Origin of the sequence: Thioalkalivibrio sp. AKL12 (assembly GCF_000377925.1) — a bacterium.
GTDB classification, from domain to species: domain Bacteria; phylum Pseudomonadota; class Gammaproteobacteria; order Ectothiorhodospirales; family Ectothiorhodospiraceae; genus Thioalkalivibrio; species Thioalkalivibrio versutus.
The window spans coordinates 74,346-90,902 of record NZ_KB898892.1 but is presented as its reverse complement, the minus strand read 5'-3'; the positions used below and the strand labels follow the sequence as shown (position 1 = coordinate 90,902).

The following is a 16,557-nucleotide window of genomic DNA, read 5'->3' as shown; positions in this document are numbered from 1 at the left end:
GGATGCTCAGGCCCCGCGCCAGCGTTCCTTCTCGTCCTCGGAGAGACTGCGCGCCTCGTCCTCCAGCATCACCGGGATGTCGTCCCGGATCGGATAGGCGAGACCGGCGGAGACGGAGATCAGCTCCTGATTCTCGCGATCGTACTTGAGCGGACCCTTGGTAACCGGGCAGACCAGAATATCGAGCAGACGCTTGTCCATGCATTACCCCAGGTGTTTGAGCCGACTGACCGTCTCCAGACGCGCGAGTAGCGCCGGCTCGAAAGTGGTTGGCAACCGGGCCGCGATCGGCCAGTACCAGTGATTATCCTGCGCAAACGACCGGCATTTTACGGCATCCTTCTCCGTCATCAGAACCGGCAACTCGTCATCGAAGCGGATCTGATGCGGCAGGAAACGATGGTGATCCGGAAACGGATGCCGAATGATACCGATCTTCGCCGCTTCCAGGGTGCGGAAGAAGCGCTCCGGATCCGCGATCCCGGCGATGGCGTGGGCATCGCGCCGCGCAAAGCGGTGGGGCTTGCGCGCCTCCTCCGCCCCGTCCACCCGCTGCAACCGACTGGACGGGACCAGTTCCATCGGGATCTCGCCGGGACCCGGCTCGCCACCGGTCACGATCACGAAATCGGCCCGTTCTCGGGCCCGCTTCGGCTCCCGCAAGGGCCCCGCCGGCAGACAAAGCCCATTGCCGAAGCGGCGTCGCCCATCGACCATCAGGATAGTGATATCGCGTGGCAGGCGGTGATGCTGCATGCCGTCGTCGGCGATCACCACATCCACGCCCTGATCGGTCAGCGCTCGCGCCCCGCGCACCCGGTCGCGATCCACCTGCACCGGGACGCCCGTGCGCCGGGCGATCAGCAACGGCTCGTCGCCCACCACCACCGGATCGGAATCGGCCGTCACCGCGATCCCGGCCACATCCCCACGCCCGCCATAGCCGCGACTGACAATGCCGGGGTGATAGCCAGCGGCGCGCAGGCGCTTGGCCAGCCACACCGTCATCGGTGTCTTCCCGCTGCCGCCCAGGGTCAGATTGCCCACCACGATCACCGCGCGCGCCGGGATGGAGATATCGCGCCGCGCCTGCTCCTGGCGCTGACGGTTCCACTCGGCAAGCCCGGCGTAGCCCAACGACAACGGGAACATCGCGGCGGCGAACGGCCCGCGCTGGCTCCACTGATCCCACAAACGGGCGCTCAGCCACGCCTGAAACGACCCCATGACTACCAGTCCCAGACCTGCTGCAGCACAGCATCGAAATTGGCATCCACCTGGCGCCGCTCGTCCCAGAAGCGCCGCCGCGCCGCATCCCCCTGCTGACGCCGCGCGGCCGGGTCGGCGCTCAACCGCTGCCAGGCCTCCAGTACCGCGGTGGGGTCGCCCAGCACCGGGCAGGGCAACGCCGTCGCCGGGGCCTCGCCCAGGCTCACCGCCGCCCCGCCGGCCAGGCCCTGCCACAAGGCCTGGCGATCCGAGGCCGCGAGATGCACCGCATGGGCGGCACTGGCCGCAGCGGCAAACCAGCGTCGGTCATCCAGATGCAGGATAGTCCCTGGCGCCAACGTCGAACGATCCCAGGCCGAGACCGCCAGATCCGCGCCGGGCAGCCCGGCCTCGGTCGCATCCCCGCGCAGGCTCGCCAGCAGGATATCGCTGCGCCCCCGGCCAGAGGCCTGCCAGGCCGTGCGCCAGGCGGGCCACTGCTCCGACGTGCCGTGCCACCACCACAGGCGCTCCACGTTACCCCCGACCAATGCGCGCAGGACCACATCGGCCTGGGCCTCGACAAATCGCGCCTGCGGGTCGGCGGGCGCCAGTGCGGCTTCGAACGCGGCCTCCGGCCAAGCCTGCGCCCCGGCCGGATCGACCGGCCAGTGGCGCACGACCGGAGGCACCGCCCGGGTGGGCGGACCCGTATTGACCGCGATCACCGGGACCTCGGCCGCCTGCAGGAGATTCGTCGGGGCCTGGCCGCCGGCCAGCAGGATGCCATGGGGCTGAAAACGCTCGAGCACCCGGCGCACCACCCGCGGGCGATCACAGGGGCCATAGCCCACCCCCACCTTGCGAAACGGCTGCATGTGTCGTTCAAAGAGCTCCGGGTAGTCCTGCTCGAAGGTCAGGACGATGCGTACATCCTGGCGCTTGTCGCGCACCGCGCCGAGCAGTTCGATCCCCAGGCGCACCTCCTCGGGCGTGCCGCCGGCCTTGATCCAGACCAGCCGCCCCCGCTCGTCGGGTGGCGTCAGGAAGCCCCGACGGGCCCGCGCACGGTTCCCCTCACCGCGACGATAATCGCGCCAGGTCGCGCCCCAGACCGCAAACCGCCGAGCGCCGTAACCCCCTGCATCACCCCGCATCCCCCACCTCCTCGCGGAACTGGAGGCGGTGCAGGAGCGTGTAAACCCCGCCGAGGGCAATCAACTCGTCGTGCCGTCCGGTCTCGACCACACGGCCGTTATCCATCACCAGAATACGGTCGGCGCCCTCGACAGTGGACAGACGGTGGGCAATCACCAGCGTGGTACGGGTGCTCACCAGTGCGTCCAGAGCGGCTTGCACCTGACGTTCGGATTCGTTGTCCAACGCCGAGGTCGCCTCGTCCAGGATCAGTATCGGTGCATCCCGAAGCAGCGCCCGGGCGATGGCCAGACGCTGGCGCTGGCCGCCGGACAGCCGTGTGCCATTCTCGCCGACCAGGGTCTGCATCCCATCCGGCAGGCGATCGATGAACTCCAGCGCATGCGCCGCCCGGGCAGCCTCGCGGATCTCCGCCTCGCTCGCCTCGGGCCGCCCGTACGCGATATTGGCTGCGACTGTATCCGCAAAGAGGGTCACGTTCTGACCGACATAGGCGATCTGACGGCGCAAGTCGCGCAGACGGATCGTCTCGAGGTCGTGACCATCCAGCACAATGCGGCCCTCGGTCGGGTGATAGAAACGTGGCAGCAGGTTGACCAGGGTGGTCTTGCCACTGCCCGAGCGGCCGACCAGCGCGACGTTCTCGCCCGGCTTCACCTCGAAGGAGACCGCCTTCAACACGTCCGGGCCTTCCGGACCGTAGCGAAAAGCGACGTCGTCGAACACCAGGTGCCCCTCGGCACGATCCAGCGGTACGTGCCCCGTGTCACGTTCCGGTGTCTCGTCCAGCACGGCGAAGATGTTCTGCCCGGCCGCGATCCCGCGCTGCAGGGTCGCGTTGATCATCGAAAGCCGGCGAATCGGGCTCAGCAACAACAGCATCGCGGTCAGGAATGACACGAAGGTGCCCGCAGTGACGGTGTCATCGCCGAAATCGGAGGTCGCCACCCAGATCACGAAAGCCAGTACTGCCGCCACCAGGAACTGGATGGTCGGGGTATAAGCGGCCTTGATACCCTCCATACGCATGTGCAGGCGGCGATTGCGCTCATTGATGTCCTCGAAGCGCTCGCGCTCGTAGGTCTCGCCACCGAAGATGCGCACCACCCGGTGGCCCTCGATCACCTCCTGCGTCACGTGCGTCACGTCGCCCATGTTGTACTGCAGGCGATGCGAAATACGCCGGAAGTGCTTGGTCACCACCCGCACCAGAATGGCCATCACCGGCGCAATAACCAGGATCGTGAGGGTCAGGCTCGGGGTCAGCCAAAACATCCATGCCAGCAGCGCGATGATGGTGAGGGTGTCCCGCACCAGCGTACTGAACCCGTCCGTGGCGGCCGTCGCCACCTGCTCCACGTTGTAGGTCACGCGTGAAATCAGCTCGCCGCTGCTCTGCTCCTGAAAGCGCTGCACCGGCATGTGCAACAGACGCTCGAACAGCTCCTCGCGCAGGCGCTTGACGACTTGCCGCCCGACGTAGCGCATCGCGTAGACCGAACCGAACTCGGCCACGCCCCGGATCAGAAACAAGCCGATCAGCACCACCGGAATCCACGGAATCAGCGGGTGTGAATCACCCTCGGCGAACGACTCGTCCATCAGCGGCTTCATCAGCGCGGCAAAGCCCGCTTCGGTTGCCGCCATGCCGAGCATCGCCACCGTCGCAATCGCCAGCAGCGGCCAGTAGACAAAGGCGTAGCCAAGCAGGCGGCGATAAACCGCCCAGCCGGAGTCGAGGTGCTGTGGGTGCGGGTCGTCAGTCGTCATCGGCGGCATCACCCAGGGTGGCGATGGAGACCGAGGTGATACCTAGGCGGCCGACGACATCCAGCGCGCGCACCACCGACTGGTGGGTGGCATTGGCGTCCGCGCGGATCAGCACCGGGTCGCCCTCGCGGCCCTCGCGGGCCTCGGACAACACGCGCTCCAGGGTCTCCGCGCGGCGGTTGATCAGTTCCTGGCCGTTGATGAAGTAGTTGCCGTTCGCGTCCACGATGATGTCGATCCACGCGCGCTCCACGGCCTCGGCCTCGCGGTCGGCCGAGGGCAGGGTCAGCTCGATGTCCGCGTGCTGATCGAACGTGGTGGAGACCATGAAGAAGATCAGCAGCAGGAACACCACATCGATCAACGGCGTCAGATTGACGCCGGGCTCTTCCTGCCGGCTTGGCGTACGGAAGTTCACGCCTTGGCCCCGCCCTCGACCGCACCGGCCTCGCGCTCGCCATGGATCACCTCGACCAGCTTGGTGGCCTCCTGCTCCATCTCCAGCACCAGTTCGTCAATGTGGCCACGGAAGTAGCGATGAAAGGCCAGCGCCGGGATGGCCACGCCGATCCCGGTCGCAGTGGTAATCAGGGCCTGCGAGATGCCACCGGCCAGGTCGCGCGGGCTGCCGACGCCGATCTCGGTGATCACGGTGAACACCTCGATCATCCCGACCACGGTGCCCAGCAGGCCCAGCAGCGGGGTAATCATCGAGATCGTGCCCAGCGTGTTCATGTAGCGCTCGAGCTCGTGGGCCACGCGGCGGCCAGCCTCTTCAATGCTCTCCTGGGTGATCTGGCGGGCGCGGTCATGGGTCGCGAGACCCGCGGCCAGGATCGCGCCCAGCGGGGAGCCGGCACGCAGGCGCTGGATATCGTCCAGCTTGAGTCCCTGCGTACGCATCTGCTCCCACACCGAGGTCAGCAGGCGCGGCGGCACGACCCGCGAGCGGCGCAGCGTCCACAGCCGCTCCAGCACGATGGCCACGGCCAGTACGGAACACAGCAGGATCGGCAGCATCAGCCACCCACCCGCTTGTACGATCTCCAGCATGCAATTCCCCTAAAGTATCGAAGCGCGTCAGGCGCGCCGGAACACGGCCATGGATTCCACGTGCGCAGTGTGCGGGAACATGTCCATGATCCCGGCCCGCTCCAGGCGATAGCCATGATGATGCACCAGGCGCTCGGCGTCACGGGCGAGCGTCGCCGGGTTGCAGGACACATAGACCAGGCGTTCGATCCGCTGCGGCGCCAGGGCCTCGATCACCGCGGCCGCGCCGGTACGCGGCGGGTCCAGCAGCACACGGTCGAAGTCCTCGCGCAACCAGGCGGCGCTCTTCAACGCCTCGACATCGTCCAGGTCTGCGCGCTCGTAGCGGGTATTGGCGATGCCCTGGTCACGGGCATTCGCACGCGCCCGCGCCAGCATCGCGTCGTCCACCTCGACGCCGACCACTTCGCCCTCGGTCACGGTCCGTGCCAGCGGCAAGGTAAAGTTGCCCAGCCCGCAGAACAGGTCCAGCACGCGCTGTCCCGGTTGCAGGTCCAGCGCCTCCAGGGCCTGCGGCACCATCTTGCGGTTGATCTGCGCGTGCACCTGGATGAAATCGGTCGGCATGAAGGACACCGACACGCCGTAGTCCGGATGGCGGTAGATCAGCGGCTCGATCGGCCCGGCCAGCGGCTCCACCGTGTCCGCTCCGCCCGGCTGCAGATACACCTGGATGCCCTCGGCCTCGGCCCAGTCGGACAGGCGCTCGGTATCCGCCTCCGACAACGGATCGAGGTTGCGGAAGATCAACGCCACGCGCTCGTCGTCATCCACCGCGACCTCGATCTGCGGCAGGCGGTCGCGCGCCTCCAGCCCGTCCATCAATTCGCGCAGCGCCTGGATACGCCCACCCACTGCCGGGTGCAGCACCTCGCAGTGGGTCATCTGGGCGAGATACGGGCTACCGCGCTCGCGAAAGCCAACCAGCACCCCGCCCTTCTTCGGCACGTGCTTGGCGCCCAGCCGCGCAGTGCGGCGATAACCCAGGGTGTCGGCGGTCAGCGGCTCGAAGCGCGCCTCCGGCGTCACGTGGCCGATGCGTTCCAGCGCGTCGAACAGGGCCTGTTCCTTGATTTCACGCTGGGTCTCGACCGAGGCGTGCTGCAGCTTGCAGCCCCCGCACAGGCCGAAGAACTCGCAGGGCGGCTCGACCCGGCCCGAGGCCGACTCCAGCAACTCGACCACCTCGGCCGTATCAAAACGGCGCTTGCGCCCGGTCTGCACCGCCATCACGCGCTCGCCCTTCAGCACGCCGTGGATGAAGCAGGCCTTGCCCTCGCGACGGATCACGCCGTGGCCGTCCAGGGTGACCTCCTCGATCCGGGCCTCGAACGGGGTCTTGTCGATGCGTGCCATCAGGTGTCGGGCCCGGCAGGCTGCCAGGCGTCGAGGAATTCACGGTGGTGCGCCGCACCACTGCCCTCCAGGTACTCGGCCAGTTGCTGTTGCCGGCTGGCCAGGGCGGCGTCGGTCAGGTTGCCGCGCATGTATTCGAAGCGCAGCCAGACCAGATAGGTATTCAGCACGTCGTGCTCGACATAGTCGTGGATCTCGGCCTGACGCCCGTCGCGCCAGGCCGGCCAGACCTTCGAGCCATCCATGCCCAGCTTGCCGGGGAAGCCGAGCAGGCTGGCCATCATGTCGAGGCTGGTGACCGCGCGGCCCTGGAAGCCCGCCAGCACGTCCATCAGGTCCACGTGGCGCCAGTGGAAGCGCGACAGGTAGTTGTTGTAGCGAAACTCGCGGTCGTCGTTGCCCTGCTCCCAGTAGCGCGGGGCCTGCACACCGTTGACCAGCGCGCGGTAATGCAGCACCGGGAGGTCGAAGCCGCCGCCGTTCCAGCTAACGAGCTGTGGCGTGCGCTTGTCGATCACGTCAAAGAACTGCCGCAGCAGTTCGGCCTCGGAGGGCGTCTGGCCGTCCTCGCCCTCGCGGCCGAAGGCGGAGAGCTTCAGCGCATCGCCACCCTGATAGAGCACGCCGATCGACACGATGCGATGCAGCGGATGCTTGAGGAACTCGGAGCCGGTCTGGGCACGGCGCAGCGCGAACATCGCCTCGGCGACCTCGTGATCGCTCAGCCCCTCGAAGTCGTGCAGGCGGCGCGCGCCCTCGATGTCCGGAACGGTTTCGAGATCGAAGATCAGGACCGGGGCACTCATGCGGGGAACACGCCAGTGGAGATATAGCGGTCGCCGCGGTCACAGATGATCGCGACGAAGGTGCCACCCTCGGTCTGCGCCGCCAGCTTCAACGCCGCGGCCACCGAACCACCAGAGGAGACCCCGGCGAAGATGCCTTCTTCACTCGCCAGCCGATGCATGGTCTCCTCTGCCTCCTCCTGGGTCACGTCCACGGTCTGGTCCACCCGCGAGGCCTCGAAGATGGTCGGCAGATAGGCCTCCGGCCAGCGCCGGATGCCGGGGATGGACGCCCCCTCGGCCGGCTGCACGCCGACGATCTGCACCTCCGGATCGCGCTCCTTGAGATAGCGCGACACGCCCATGATGGTCCCGGTAGTCCCCATCGCGGAGACGAAGTGGGTCACCGTGCCCTCGGTATCGCGCCAGATCTCCGGCCCGGTGCCGATGTAATGTGCATCCGGATTGTCCGGGTTGCCGAACTGATTCAGCACCCGTCCCTTGCCCTCGGCCTCCATGCGGTCCGCCAGGTCACGCGCGCCCTCCATGCTCTCCTCGCGCGAGACCAGCACCAGCTCGGCCCCGAAGGCCTTCATCGAGGCGCGGCGCTCGGCGGACATGTTGTCCGGCATCACCAGGATCATGCGATAGCCCTTCATCGCCGCGACCATCGCCAGCGCGATGCCGGTGTTGCCGCTGGTCGCCTCGATCAGGGTATCGCCGGGCTGGATGTCGCCGCGGCGCTCGGCTGCCTGGATCATGTTCAGCGCGGGCCGGTCCTTGACCGAACCGGCGGGGTTGTTGCCCTCGAGCTTCACCAGCACGGTGGACGGCAGATCCGCCGCCATGCGCTGCAGGCGCACCAGCGGCGTATTGCCGACGAAGTGCTCGAGGGTCGGGAAGGATTCCGGGTGCAGGCGTTTCTTCATGCGCGCAGAGTATAACGATCGGACCCGATCCATGCCCATGCACGCTCACCCCGTCATCGCGAGCCCCCGCAGGGACCAGTGTTTTTCAGTGGACCGTCATCGCGAGGAACGAAGCGACGTGGCGGTCCCCCTCTGAAACCACCGGATTCCGACGGCGTGCGGCATTCCAGAGATTGCCACGGCCCCTCCGGGGCCTCGCAATGACGGGTAGTCGTATGGGTCATTGCGAGGAGCGCAGCGACACGGCCATCCGTCCGGAAGACCCATGGGACTCGGGGACTTGGCGAACGATCGCCACGGGCCCTGGCAATGACGGTGTGCGGAACGATCTCAGTGGCACCCCCACGGAGGCCCTCGCAACGACACCCCATTCTGCCTAAGCTAGAGCCATGCTCGTATTGCTCGAATACCTGATCGTCACTTTCCTCGCGGTGTTTGTCATCGTGAATCCACTGACGACCGCGTTCATCTTCACCGCAATGCTGCCGCGCGCCTCCGAGGAGAAGCGCCGCTCCACCGCCCTGCGCTCGGTCAAGGTCGCCACGGCCCTGCTGTTCGCCTTTGCACTGCTTGGCGGGGTGATCTTCCAGCTATTCGGGATCACGCTGGCGGCGTTCCGCATCGCCGGCGGCATCATCCTGTTCGGCATCGCGATCGGCATGATCCGGCAGAAGGCGGCCAGCGAGCGCGAGACCGCCGAGGAGGTGAAGGCCGACAAGGGGCAGGTGACCGAGGACATTTCGGTCATCCCGCTAGCCATCCCGTTCATGAGCGGGCCCGGGGCGATTGCGACGGTCATGATCCTGACCAGCGAGGCCCCCACCATCTATCACCTGGTCCTCGTGTTCCTGGCGGTGCTGGCCTGCATGGTCGCGTGCTACTACGCGATGGTCCATTCGCGCTATCTGGTGAAATTCCTCGGGGATACCGGCAAGGACATCCTGACCAAGGTGTTCGGTCTGATTCTCGCGGTCCTGGCCGTGCAGTTCGTGATCAACGGGGTCAGCGACGCCGCCGTCGGCTTCCTGCTGGATACCCAGATGCTCGACGGGACCGAGATCGAGGACCCGCGTCTGCCGCCGCGCGAAAACGATTGAGCCGGCGCGCCGGCTATCCCTTCGCCCCGGAGACCCAGGCGCGCAGGGTCGCGATATCCACTACCGAGCCTTCCAGTGCCGGACCGGCCAGGACCGTCGCGGGCTGATCCGCCTCACCGAACCCGTCCAGCACGGCCAAGGCGCCATCAAACGCCTGCTCGCGGGTGTAGTCGTTCGTCGTGACCACGACCTCCAGCCCCGCCCCGCGGGCGGAACGCACGCCGTTGTCGGAGTCCTCCAGAGCCAGACAGGCCTCCGCCGACAGGTTCATCGCCTCCAGTGCATGGGTAAAGATATCCGGAGCCGGCTTCTTGGCCGGCACGATGTCGCCGGCGGAGATTACCTCGAAGCGGTATGGGCCCTCGCTTCCGAGCGTGGCCTCCAGCAGGGCCGTGACGTTCTCGGGGGTGGTGGTGGTGGCGATCGCCAGGCGCAGACCCTCGGCCTCCGCTTCGTCCAGCAGCCGGCGCACCCCCGGCCGCAGCGGGATCGCGCCGGTCTCCAGCAGGGCCACGTAGTGCCGCGTCTTGGCCGCATGCAGCTCGCGAATACGCGCATCGATCCCCGGCTCGTTCAGGACCTCGGGATGGTCCTCGGACAGGTACTGGCGGATGCGTTCCTTGCCGCCGGTCACGCGCAGCAACTCGCCGTAGCGCGCGATGCTCCACTCCCAGCCCAGGCCCGCGTCCGCGAACGCCTTGTTGAAGGCGACGCGATGACCGTCGCGTTCAGTGTCCGCCAATGTGCCGTCCACATCGAAAATCAGCGCCTGCAATTCCGTCATCCCGTTATTTCCGCCTTTTCCCGTATCTCGCTGAAAAACCGGCCGCGAGCCCGCATATTCCCGGCATCCAACCGAGACTAGGCACCAACAGTCATGGCACGGGACTTGCCCGGCCCGCCCGACTCTGGTACTAAGTGCGCCTCATTTTTCCAGCCGGAGAAAGCCCGCATGGCTGCTGACGAAAAGACCGACAAGCCCTCCACCCAGCACATGGTCGCCGGGGGCATTGCGCCCTACGAGCCGAAGCCGGACGAAGATTACATGAATCCGGATCAGCTCGAGCATTTCCGCAGCCTGCTGCGGGCATGGCGCCAGGAGCTGGCCGAGGAAGTCGATCGCACCGTGGGGCACATGCGCCAGGACGCGTCCAACTTTGCCGATCCGGCCGACCGCGCCACCCAGGAAGAGGAGTTCGGCCTGGAACTGCGCTCCCGCGACCGCGAACGCAAGCTGTCGAAGAAGATCAACGAGGCGCTGCGCAAGATCGACACCCACGATTACGGCTACTGCGAGACCTGCGGCGTGGAGATCGGCATTCGCCGCCTGGAGGCCCGCCCGACGGCCACCATGTGCATCGACTGCAAGCAGCTCGACGAGATCAAGGAAAAGCAGCGCGCCTGATCCCGGCCGGGCCGTGACGGTCACGCCCGAACGGATTACCCGGGCCGACCGCTATGTCGGCCGGTTTGCCCCTACCCCTTCCGGCCCGCTGCACGCGGGCTCCCTGCTGGCCGCCGTCATCTCCTGGCTCGATGCCCGGAGTACCGACGGCCGCTGGCATCTGCGAATCGACGATATCGACGCCCCCCGGGTTCGCCCGGGGGCGGCCGATGCCATTTTCCATGCCCTCGAGGCCTTCGCCCTGGTCTGGGATGGCCCCGTCACCTGGCAAAGCCAACGCGGTCCCGCCTATCAGCGCGCCGTGGACACCCTGTTGGCGTCGAACCTGGCTTTCCCCTGCGGCTGTACCCGCAAGGACCTGGCCGCGCGCGGCCGGCCGGGCTGGGAAGGGCCGGTCTATCCAGGGACCTGTCGCCACGGCCTACCGTCCGAACGCGAGCCACGGGCCGTGCGTGCCCGGGCGACCACCCGCTACTGGACGATCGCGGATCGCTTTCTGGGTACGGTCGCCTTCGATCTGGAGGCACTCGGAAGCGACTTCGTGATCCGCCGGGCGGATGGCATCGTCGCCTACCAGCTCGCCACCGTGGTGGACGACCTGGACCTGGGCGTAACCCGCGTGGTGCGCGGGATCGACCTGCTCGGCTCCACCCCGCGCCAGATGCAGCTCTACGAGGCGCTGGGCGCCACCCCACCGGCCTATGCCCACCACCCGGTCCTTGTCGCGCCCGGCGGCGACAAGCTGGCCAAGGCCACCGGAGCCGAGGGCATCCACGCGGATACCGCCCGGCGGCAGCTGGCCGACACCCTGACGGTGATCGGCCTGGCCCCGGGCGACGCCCAGGCACCCGACGCACCGGAGGCCCAGCTGGCCGAAGCCCTGGAGCGCCTGCAGGGACACACCCTCGGCGACCACCTGCCATTGCCGGCGGCACTGCCCGGGGCCGTGCGCGCGGTGTAGACTCGCCGCATGCTCTCCACCCGCGCGCCAACCCGGACGGCCCCGCAGGATCGCTCGCCCGCGCACCGCAAGGTGCTTGCGAGCGGCTAACGATGGACGCCCCTCGCGCCATCCTGATCGCCCTGCTGGGCGCATTGCTGTTTCTGAGCCCGCTGGTCCTCTGGGTTGCCTACCTGAGTCCTGCCTGGTGGTGGCCCTTCACGGCCTGGGCGCTGTTCGTCGTGGCCATCGCGGCACTGAGCCGGAGCGGGCGACGTGACCCTTAGCCTGGGTCTGATCTACGCGGTCGGGGTGGCCTACCTCGCCCTGCTATTTGGCATTGCGTTCCTGGCCGACCGCGTCCCACGAGTGGGCCGGCTGGCAGCCAATGGCTGGGTGTTCAGCCTGTCGCTGGGGGTGTACGCAACGTCCTGGACCTTCTACGGCAACCTTGGTTTCCTCGCCGACCAGGGGTACCTGTACCTGACCATCTACCTCGGCGTGACCCTGGCCTTCGCCGCCACCCCCTGGCTGCTGCGTCCCCTCCTGCGCCTGACCCGCGAACAGCAACTGACCTCGCTGGCCGACCTGTTCGCCTTTCGCTACCGCAGCCGCTTCACCGGGCCCGTGGTCGCCCTGTTCATGCTCGCTGGGGTACTCCCGTACATCGCGCTACAGATCAAGGCCGTGGCCGAGTCCGCCGCCGTGCTGACCGCGGAGACCCCGCCGCATCTGCTCGCCCTGACCTTCAGCGGCACCATCGCGCTGTTCGCGATCCTGTTCGGCGCCCGCCACATCGCCCCGCGCGAAAAGCACGCCGGTCTGGTGCTGGCCATCGCCTTCGAGTCCATCGTCAAGCTGCTCGCCATCCTCGTGATTGCCGCCGTGGCGCTGTACGCCGTGTTCGGCGGCCTCGGCGGGCTGAACGACTGGCTGGCCGCCCATCCCGAAGCGGTCGATGCGCTGTACGAGCCGGTGCGCCAGGGCGGCTGGTTCGCGATGATGATCCTGGCCTTCGCGGCCGCCTTCCTGCTGCCACGCCAGTTTCACATGCTGTTCACCGAGAACATCAACCCGCAGGCACTGAACACCGCGGCCTGGGCGTTCCCCGCATTCCTGCTGCTGCTGAACCTGCCGATGCCGGTGCTCTACTGGGCCGGGGAGGCGGCCGGGCTGGGCATCTCGCCCAACTATTACGCCATCGGCATCGCCGGGCTGCTGGAGTCGCCCAGCCTCGCCCTGCTGGTCTTCATCGGTGGGTTGTCCGCCGCCAGTGCGATGATGATCGTGACCACCCTGGCGCTCGCCCATATGGGCACCAACTACCTCTCGCCACTGACCCGACTGCACGAAGAGGAGCGCAGCGCCAACCTCTACACCCGCCTGCTTTGGGGGCGGCGCATCTGGATCGTGTTCATCATCGGGCTCGGCTATGCCTTCTACGGCCTGCTGCAGGTCGTCGAGGGCCTCGCGCAGCTGGGTCTGATCTCGTTTGCCGCGGTGGCGCAACTTCTGCCGGGCCTGATCGGCCTGATGCTGTGGAAACAGGCGACCCGGGTCGGATTTCTCTTGGGCCTGGGGGCCGGGATTGCCGGCTGGGCGTTCACCCTCGTCATGCCTTTGCTGTCGGATGCCGGGATCGCGACGGCCCTGCCCGACCCACAACGCCTCTTGCGCGCGGAGATGCTGGACCCGTGGACCTTCGCGCTAATGCTAAGCCTGGGCGTCAACGCGGTCCTGTTCGTCGTCGGCTCGCTGCTGACCCGGCCGAACCCCGAGGAGGCCGAGGCCGGCCGGGCCTGCTGCCCCAACGAATCCACCGCCACCGGAGCGGGCCTGCCACTGGCGGGCGACGTCACCGAGATGGAGACTGCACTTGCGGCCACCCTGGGCCCGGGCACGGCGCGCCACGAGGTCCAGCGCGCCCTGGATGATCTCGGCCTGCCCCGCCATACGCGTTCACGCGGCGATCTGCGCCACCTCCGCGAACGGATCGAGCGCAATCTCTCCGGCCTGCTGGGGCCGGTACTGGCGCGCATGATCGTCGACCAGCACCTGCGCCTGGATGCCGCCGGGCGCCACACCCTGAGCGAAAGCCTGCGGCGGATCGAGGAACAGCTGGAGACCCGCCCCTTGCCGCTGTCCGGCCTGGCGGCCGAGCTGGACGCCCTGCGCCGCTTTCATCGCCAGATCCTGCACGAGCTCCCGCTGGGGGTAGCCAGCCTCACCAATACCGGCGAGATCACCGGCTGGAACCAGGCCCTGGCGCAGCTCACGCAGGTCGCCACGGAAGACGCCGTGGGCCAGAACATCGGTCAGCTCGACAGCCCCTGGAGCGGCCTGCTGACCGCCTTCCTGGAGAGCCCGGACCGCCAGTGGTACAAGCTGAACGTGGATCTGCCCAACGGCAACCGCCGCCTGAACCTGCACCGCTCCGAACTGCAGGATGCCCAGGGTCAGGTGGAAGGCCGCGTGGTCCTGATCGAGGACGTGACCGAACGCGCCCAGCTCGAGTCCGAGATCGCCCACGGCGATCGCCTGGCCTCCATCGGCCGCTTTGCCGCCGGGGTCGCGCACGAGATCGGCAATCCACTGACCGGTATCGCCTCGCTGGCGCAGACCCTGCCCCTCGAGGACGATCCGCAGGAGATCCACGGCATCGCCGACGACATCCTCGCCCAGACACGGCGCATCAACGCCATCGTGCAGTCGCTGATCACCTTTGCCCACGCCGACGAAGGCCCATCGGCCGGACATTTCGAGACCATCGCACTGGACGAGCTCGTGGCCGAGGCCATCCGCCTGATGCGCCTGGCCGGGCGCAACGACCTGCAATTCACGACTTCGGGCCTCGCGGGGCTGCACGTCCGCGGCTCGCATGCCACGCTGTTGCAGGTGTTCATCAACCTGCTGACCAACGCCGAGCAGGCCTCGCCCGAAAACGCCACCGTCGCCATCGCGGCCCGGCTCCACGGACGCCATGTCCAGATCACCATCGACGACGCCGGCCCCGGAATCGACGAATCCAGCCTGGAACGCCTGTTCGAGCCGTTCTTCACCACCAAGCCGGCGGGCCAAGGCACCGGCCTGGGCCTGCCGGTGGCCTACAGCATCGTGCGCGACCACGGTGGTACCCTGATGGCCGCCAACCGCCCCGAGGGCGGTGCCCGATTCCTGCTGACACTAGGGAAACACTGATCAATGAACACGTTCGCGTTGGTACCCCAGGTTTTCCGAGACAAGGCGCGTCGTGCAACAGGTAGTGGTTCTACCTGTAAGCGGCGCAACGCAGGATCGGGGAACCTGGGGTGCCAACCCCGCAAGTTATTGAAAGCAGAGGCTCGGCCGCCCGTTGTTATCAAAAACGGGCGCGCGCACAGCGTTGCGGCTCCCTTGTGCAGAATGACTGCACGGCAGTCATCGCGCCTTGTTCGCACGCAAAAGCGACTCGAGCGCGAACGCGTTCATTGATCAGTGTTTCCCTAGCCGCCAAGACTCATGACCCGCATCCTCCTGGTTGACGACGAAGCCCCGATCCGCCGCGCCGTGCGCCGATTCCTGGAGCACCACGGCTTCGAGGTCGGCGTGGCCGAAAACCTGGCCGAGGCGCGGGCGCTGGCAGCCGCCGATCCCTACGATCTGCAACTGGTGGATCTGCGCCTGCCGGATGGCGAAGGGATCGAGCTGCTGCCGGAATTCGCCCACACGCCCACGGTCATCATGACCAGCTATGCGTCGGTGCCCTCCGCGGTCAACGCGATGAAGGAAGGCGCCGCCGACTACATCGCCAAGCCTTTCGACCACGACGCTCTGCTGCTGACCCTGCGCGCCGCCCTGCGCGAGCGCGACCGCCCCAACACCGACGAACCCGACGACGAGGGAACCGATTCCGCTCCGCGCCCCGGACTGGGCCTCATCGGCGAGAGCCAGGCCATGCAGCAATTGCGTGATCAGATCCGGCGTGTGGCCATGACCCACTCCACGGTATTGCTGCGCGGCGAGTCCGGTACCGGCAAGGAGCTCGCCGCGCGCGCCCTGCACGAACTGAGCCCGCGCGCCAGCGGCCCGTTCGTCGCGGTCAACTGCGCCACCATCCCCGAGGGTCTGGTCGAGGCCGAGCTGTTCGGTCACGCCCAGGGTGCCTACACCGGTGCGGTCAAGGCGCGCACCGGCCTGATCCAGAGCGCCCACGGCGGCACGCTGTTCCTGGACGAGATCGGCGAACTGGCGCCTGCGGCCCAGGCCCGCCTGCTACGGGTCCTGCAGGATGGCGAGCTCCGCCCGGTCGGGTCCAACGAGAACCTGAAGGTGGATGTGCGCCTGCTGGCGGCCACCCACCGCGACCTCGAGGCCATGATCGAGGAACAGGCCTTTCGTGCCGATCTCTACTACCGCCTGCGGGTCCTGGAATTGTCCATCCCGCCCCTGCGCGAACGGCGCGAGGACATCATCCCCCTGGCACGGCATTTCCTCGAGGCACTGGCCGGTTCGGGGCCAGTGCCTCAACTGTCACACGCGGCACGGCAAGCCCTGGAGTCGCAAGATTGGCCCGGCAACGTGCGCGAGCTGGCGAACGCCCTGGAACGCGGGTGGGTACTGAGCCCGGATGGCTGCATCGAAGCGGACCACATGGGACTCTCGACGGGCACCCCGGCCCGGGACGACGAGATCCCCAACCCCGCGTTTCCGACCCGCAAGGGCAAGGGCTCGAGCCTGAACGAGTATTTCCGGCACTTCGTGCAGGAAAACCAGGGCAGCATGACCGAGACCGAGCTGGCCCGGGCCCTCGGCATCAGCCGCAAGACCCTGTGGGAACGCCGTCAGCGTGAGAATCTCCCCCGCCCGCGCGGCTGAA

At 67.6% G+C, this 16,557-nt stretch carries 16 protein-coding genes; 6 read left to right on the top strand and 10 right to left on the bottom strand.

Annotation, left to right across the window (positions count from 1 at the left end):
• Positions 1–6 precede the first annotated feature (6 nt).
• From D579_RS0104115 to cysM, 9 genes are read right to left on the bottom strand one after another with little or no spacing between them, the layout of a single operon-like run.
• Positions 7–201, bottom strand: a complete 195-nt coding sequence (locus D579_RS0104115) for a Trm112 family protein (protein WP_018951196.1) — start codon at positions 199–201, stop codon at positions 7–9.
• A 3-nt stretch (positions 202–204) separates the two neighbouring features.
• Positions 205–1,227 carry a tetraacyldisaccharide 4'-kinase gene (gene lpxK / locus D579_RS0104110; protein ID WP_018951195.1) on the bottom strand — a complete coding sequence of 341 codons (1,023 nt, stop codon included), beginning with the start codon at positions 1,225–1,227 and terminating at the stop codon, positions 205–207.
• Positions 1,228–1,229: 2 nt separating this feature from the next.
• Complete coding sequence (locus D579_RS0104105) at positions 1,230–2,366, bottom strand: glycosyltransferase N-terminal domain-containing protein (RefSeq protein WP_018951194.1); 1,137 nt, start codon at positions 2,364–2,366, stop codon at positions 1,230–1,232.
• Positions 2,356–4,137, bottom strand: a complete 1,782-nt coding sequence (gene msbA / locus D579_RS0104100) for a lipid A export permease/ATP-binding protein MsbA (RefSeq protein ID WP_019568513.1) — start codon at positions 4,135–4,137, stop codon at positions 2,356–2,358. The genes D579_RS0104105 and msbA overlap by 11 nt, the downstream gene beginning before the upstream one ends.
• Positions 4,127–4,555, bottom strand: a complete 429-nt coding sequence (locus D579_RS0104095) for a biopolymer transporter ExbD (protein WP_026289437.1) — start codon at positions 4,553–4,555, stop codon at positions 4,127–4,129. The genes msbA and D579_RS0104095 overlap by 11 nt, the downstream gene beginning before the upstream one ends.
• On the bottom strand, positions 4,552–5,190 hold the full coding sequence (locus D579_RS0104090; RefSeq protein WP_018169421.1) for a MotA/TolQ/ExbB proton channel family protein: 639 nt from the start codon (positions 5,188–5,190) through the stop codon (positions 4,552–4,554). The genes D579_RS0104095 and D579_RS0104090 overlap by 4 nt, the downstream gene beginning before the upstream one ends.
• 27 nt (positions 5,191–5,217) lie before the next feature.
• The gene (rlmD, locus tag D579_RS0104085; protein WP_018951192.1) at positions 5,218–6,546 is read right to left on the bottom strand and encodes a 23S rRNA (uracil(1939)-C(5))-methyltransferase RlmD; all 1,329 of its coding nucleotides are present in this window, start codon (positions 6,544–6,546) and stop codon (positions 5,218–5,220) included.
• On the bottom strand, positions 6,546–7,352 hold the full coding sequence (locus tag D579_RS0104080; protein ID WP_018951191.1) for a 3'-5' exonuclease: 807 nt from the start codon (positions 7,350–7,352) through the stop codon (positions 6,546–6,548). The genes rlmD and D579_RS0104080 overlap by 1 nt, the downstream gene beginning before the upstream one ends.
• Positions 7,349–8,260, bottom strand: coding sequence for a cysteine synthase CysM (gene cysM / locus D579_RS0104075; RefSeq protein ID WP_018169418.1), 912 nt, complete (start codon positions 8,258–8,260; stop codon positions 7,349–7,351). The genes D579_RS0104080 and cysM overlap by 4 nt, the downstream gene beginning before the upstream one ends.
• Positions 8,261–8,649: 389 nt before the next feature.
• On the opposite strand from cysM, the gene D579_RS0104070 reads away from it, so the two are divergent.
• Entirely contained in the window at positions 8,650–9,357 is a 708-nt protein-coding gene (locus D579_RS0104070; protein ID WP_018169417.1) for a MarC family protein, read from the top strand.
• 13 nt (positions 9,358–9,370) lie between these two features.
• Here the strand turns inward: D579_RS0104070 and D579_RS0104065 are convergent, their stop codons facing one another.
• Positions 9,371–10,141: an HAD family hydrolase gene (locus tag D579_RS0104065; protein WP_018951190.1), complete on the bottom strand. Its 771-nt coding sequence runs from the start codon at positions 10,139–10,141 to the stop codon at positions 9,371–9,373.
• Between the two features lie 168 nt (positions 10,142–10,309).
• Here D579_RS0104065 and dksA point away from each other — a divergent pair, with 168 nt between their 5' ends.
• From dksA to D579_RS0104040, 5 genes are all read left to right on the top strand, one after another.
• Positions 10,310–10,762, top strand: a complete 453-nt coding sequence (dksA, locus tag D579_RS0104060) for an RNA polymerase-binding protein DksA (RefSeq protein WP_018146088.1) — start codon at positions 10,310–10,312, stop codon at positions 10,760–10,762.
• 13 nt (positions 10,763–10,775) lie between these two features.
• Entirely contained in the window at positions 10,776–11,723 is a 948-nt protein-coding gene (gene gluQRS / locus D579_RS0104055; RefSeq protein ID WP_018951189.1) for a tRNA glutamyl-Q(34) synthetase GluQRS, read from the top strand.
• Between the two features lie 92 nt (positions 11,724–11,815).
• On the top strand, positions 11,816–11,989 hold the full coding sequence (locus D579_RS15210; RefSeq protein WP_018146090.1) for a hypothetical protein: 174 nt from the start codon (positions 11,816–11,818) through the stop codon (positions 11,987–11,989).
• Positions 11,979–14,900, top strand: coding sequence for an ATP-binding protein (locus D579_RS0104045; protein ID WP_018951188.1), 2,922 nt, complete (start codon positions 11,979–11,981; stop codon positions 14,898–14,900). Before D579_RS15210 ends, D579_RS0104045 begins: the two co-directional genes overlap by 11 nt.
• Before the next feature lie 300 nt (positions 14,901–15,200).
• Positions 15,201–16,556: a sigma-54 dependent transcriptional regulator gene (locus D579_RS0104040; protein WP_018951187.1), complete on the top strand. Its 1,356-nt coding sequence runs from the start codon at positions 15,201–15,203 to the stop codon at positions 16,554–16,556.
• Position 16,557: the final 1 nt, after the last annotated feature.

What these genes read in the sequence shown, in the direction of transcription:
- D579_RS0104115 (WP_018951196.1), bottom strand. Translation starts at nt 201, where the DNA reads ATGGACAAGCGTCTGCTCGATATTCTGGTCTGCCCGGTTACCAAGGGT.
- lpxK (WP_018951195.1), bottom strand. Translation starts at nt 1,227, where the DNA reads ATGGGGTCGTTTCAGGCGTGGCTGAGCGCCCGTTTGTGGGATCAGTGG.
- D579_RS0104105 (WP_018951194.1), bottom strand. Translation starts at nt 2,366, where the DNA reads ATGCGGGGTGATGCAGGGGGTTACGGCGCTCGGCGGTTTGCGGTCTGG.
- msbA (WP_019568513.1), bottom strand. Translation starts at nt 4,137, where the DNA reads ATGACGACTGACGACCCGCACCCACAGCACCTCGACTCCGGCTGGGCG.
- D579_RS0104090 (WP_018169421.1), bottom strand. Translation starts at nt 5,190, where the DNA reads ATGCTGGAGATCGTACAAGCGGGTGGGTGGCTGATGCTGCCGATCCTG.
- rlmD (WP_018951192.1), bottom strand. Translation starts at nt 6,546, where the DNA reads ATGGCACGCATCGACAAGACCCCGTTCGAGGCCCGGATCGAGGAGGTC.
- D579_RS0104080 (WP_018951191.1), bottom strand. Translation starts at nt 7,352, where the DNA reads ATGAGTGCCCCGGTCCTGATCTTCGATCTCGAAACCGTTCCGGACATC.
- cysM (WP_018169418.1), bottom strand. Translation starts at nt 8,260, where the DNA reads ATGAAGAAACGCCTGCACCCGGAATCCTTCCCGACCCTCGAGCACTTC.
- D579_RS0104070 (WP_018169417.1), top strand. Translation starts at nt 8,650, where the DNA reads ATGCTCGTATTGCTCGAATACCTGATCGTCACTTTCCTCGCGGTGTTT.
- D579_RS0104065 (WP_018951190.1), bottom strand. Translation starts at nt 10,141, where the DNA reads ATGACGGAATTGCAGGCGCTGATTTTCGATGTGGACGGCACATTGGCG.
- dksA (WP_018146088.1), top strand. Translation starts at nt 10,310, where the DNA reads ATGGCTGCTGACGAAAAGACCGACAAGCCCTCCACCCAGCACATGGTC.
- D579_RS15210 (WP_018146090.1), top strand. Translation starts at nt 11,816, where the DNA reads ATGGACGCCCCTCGCGCCATCCTGATCGCCCTGCTGGGCGCATTGCTG.
- D579_RS0104040 (WP_018951187.1), top strand. Translation starts at nt 15,201, where the DNA reads ATGACCCGCATCCTCCTGGTTGACGACGAAGCCCCGATCCGCCGCGCC.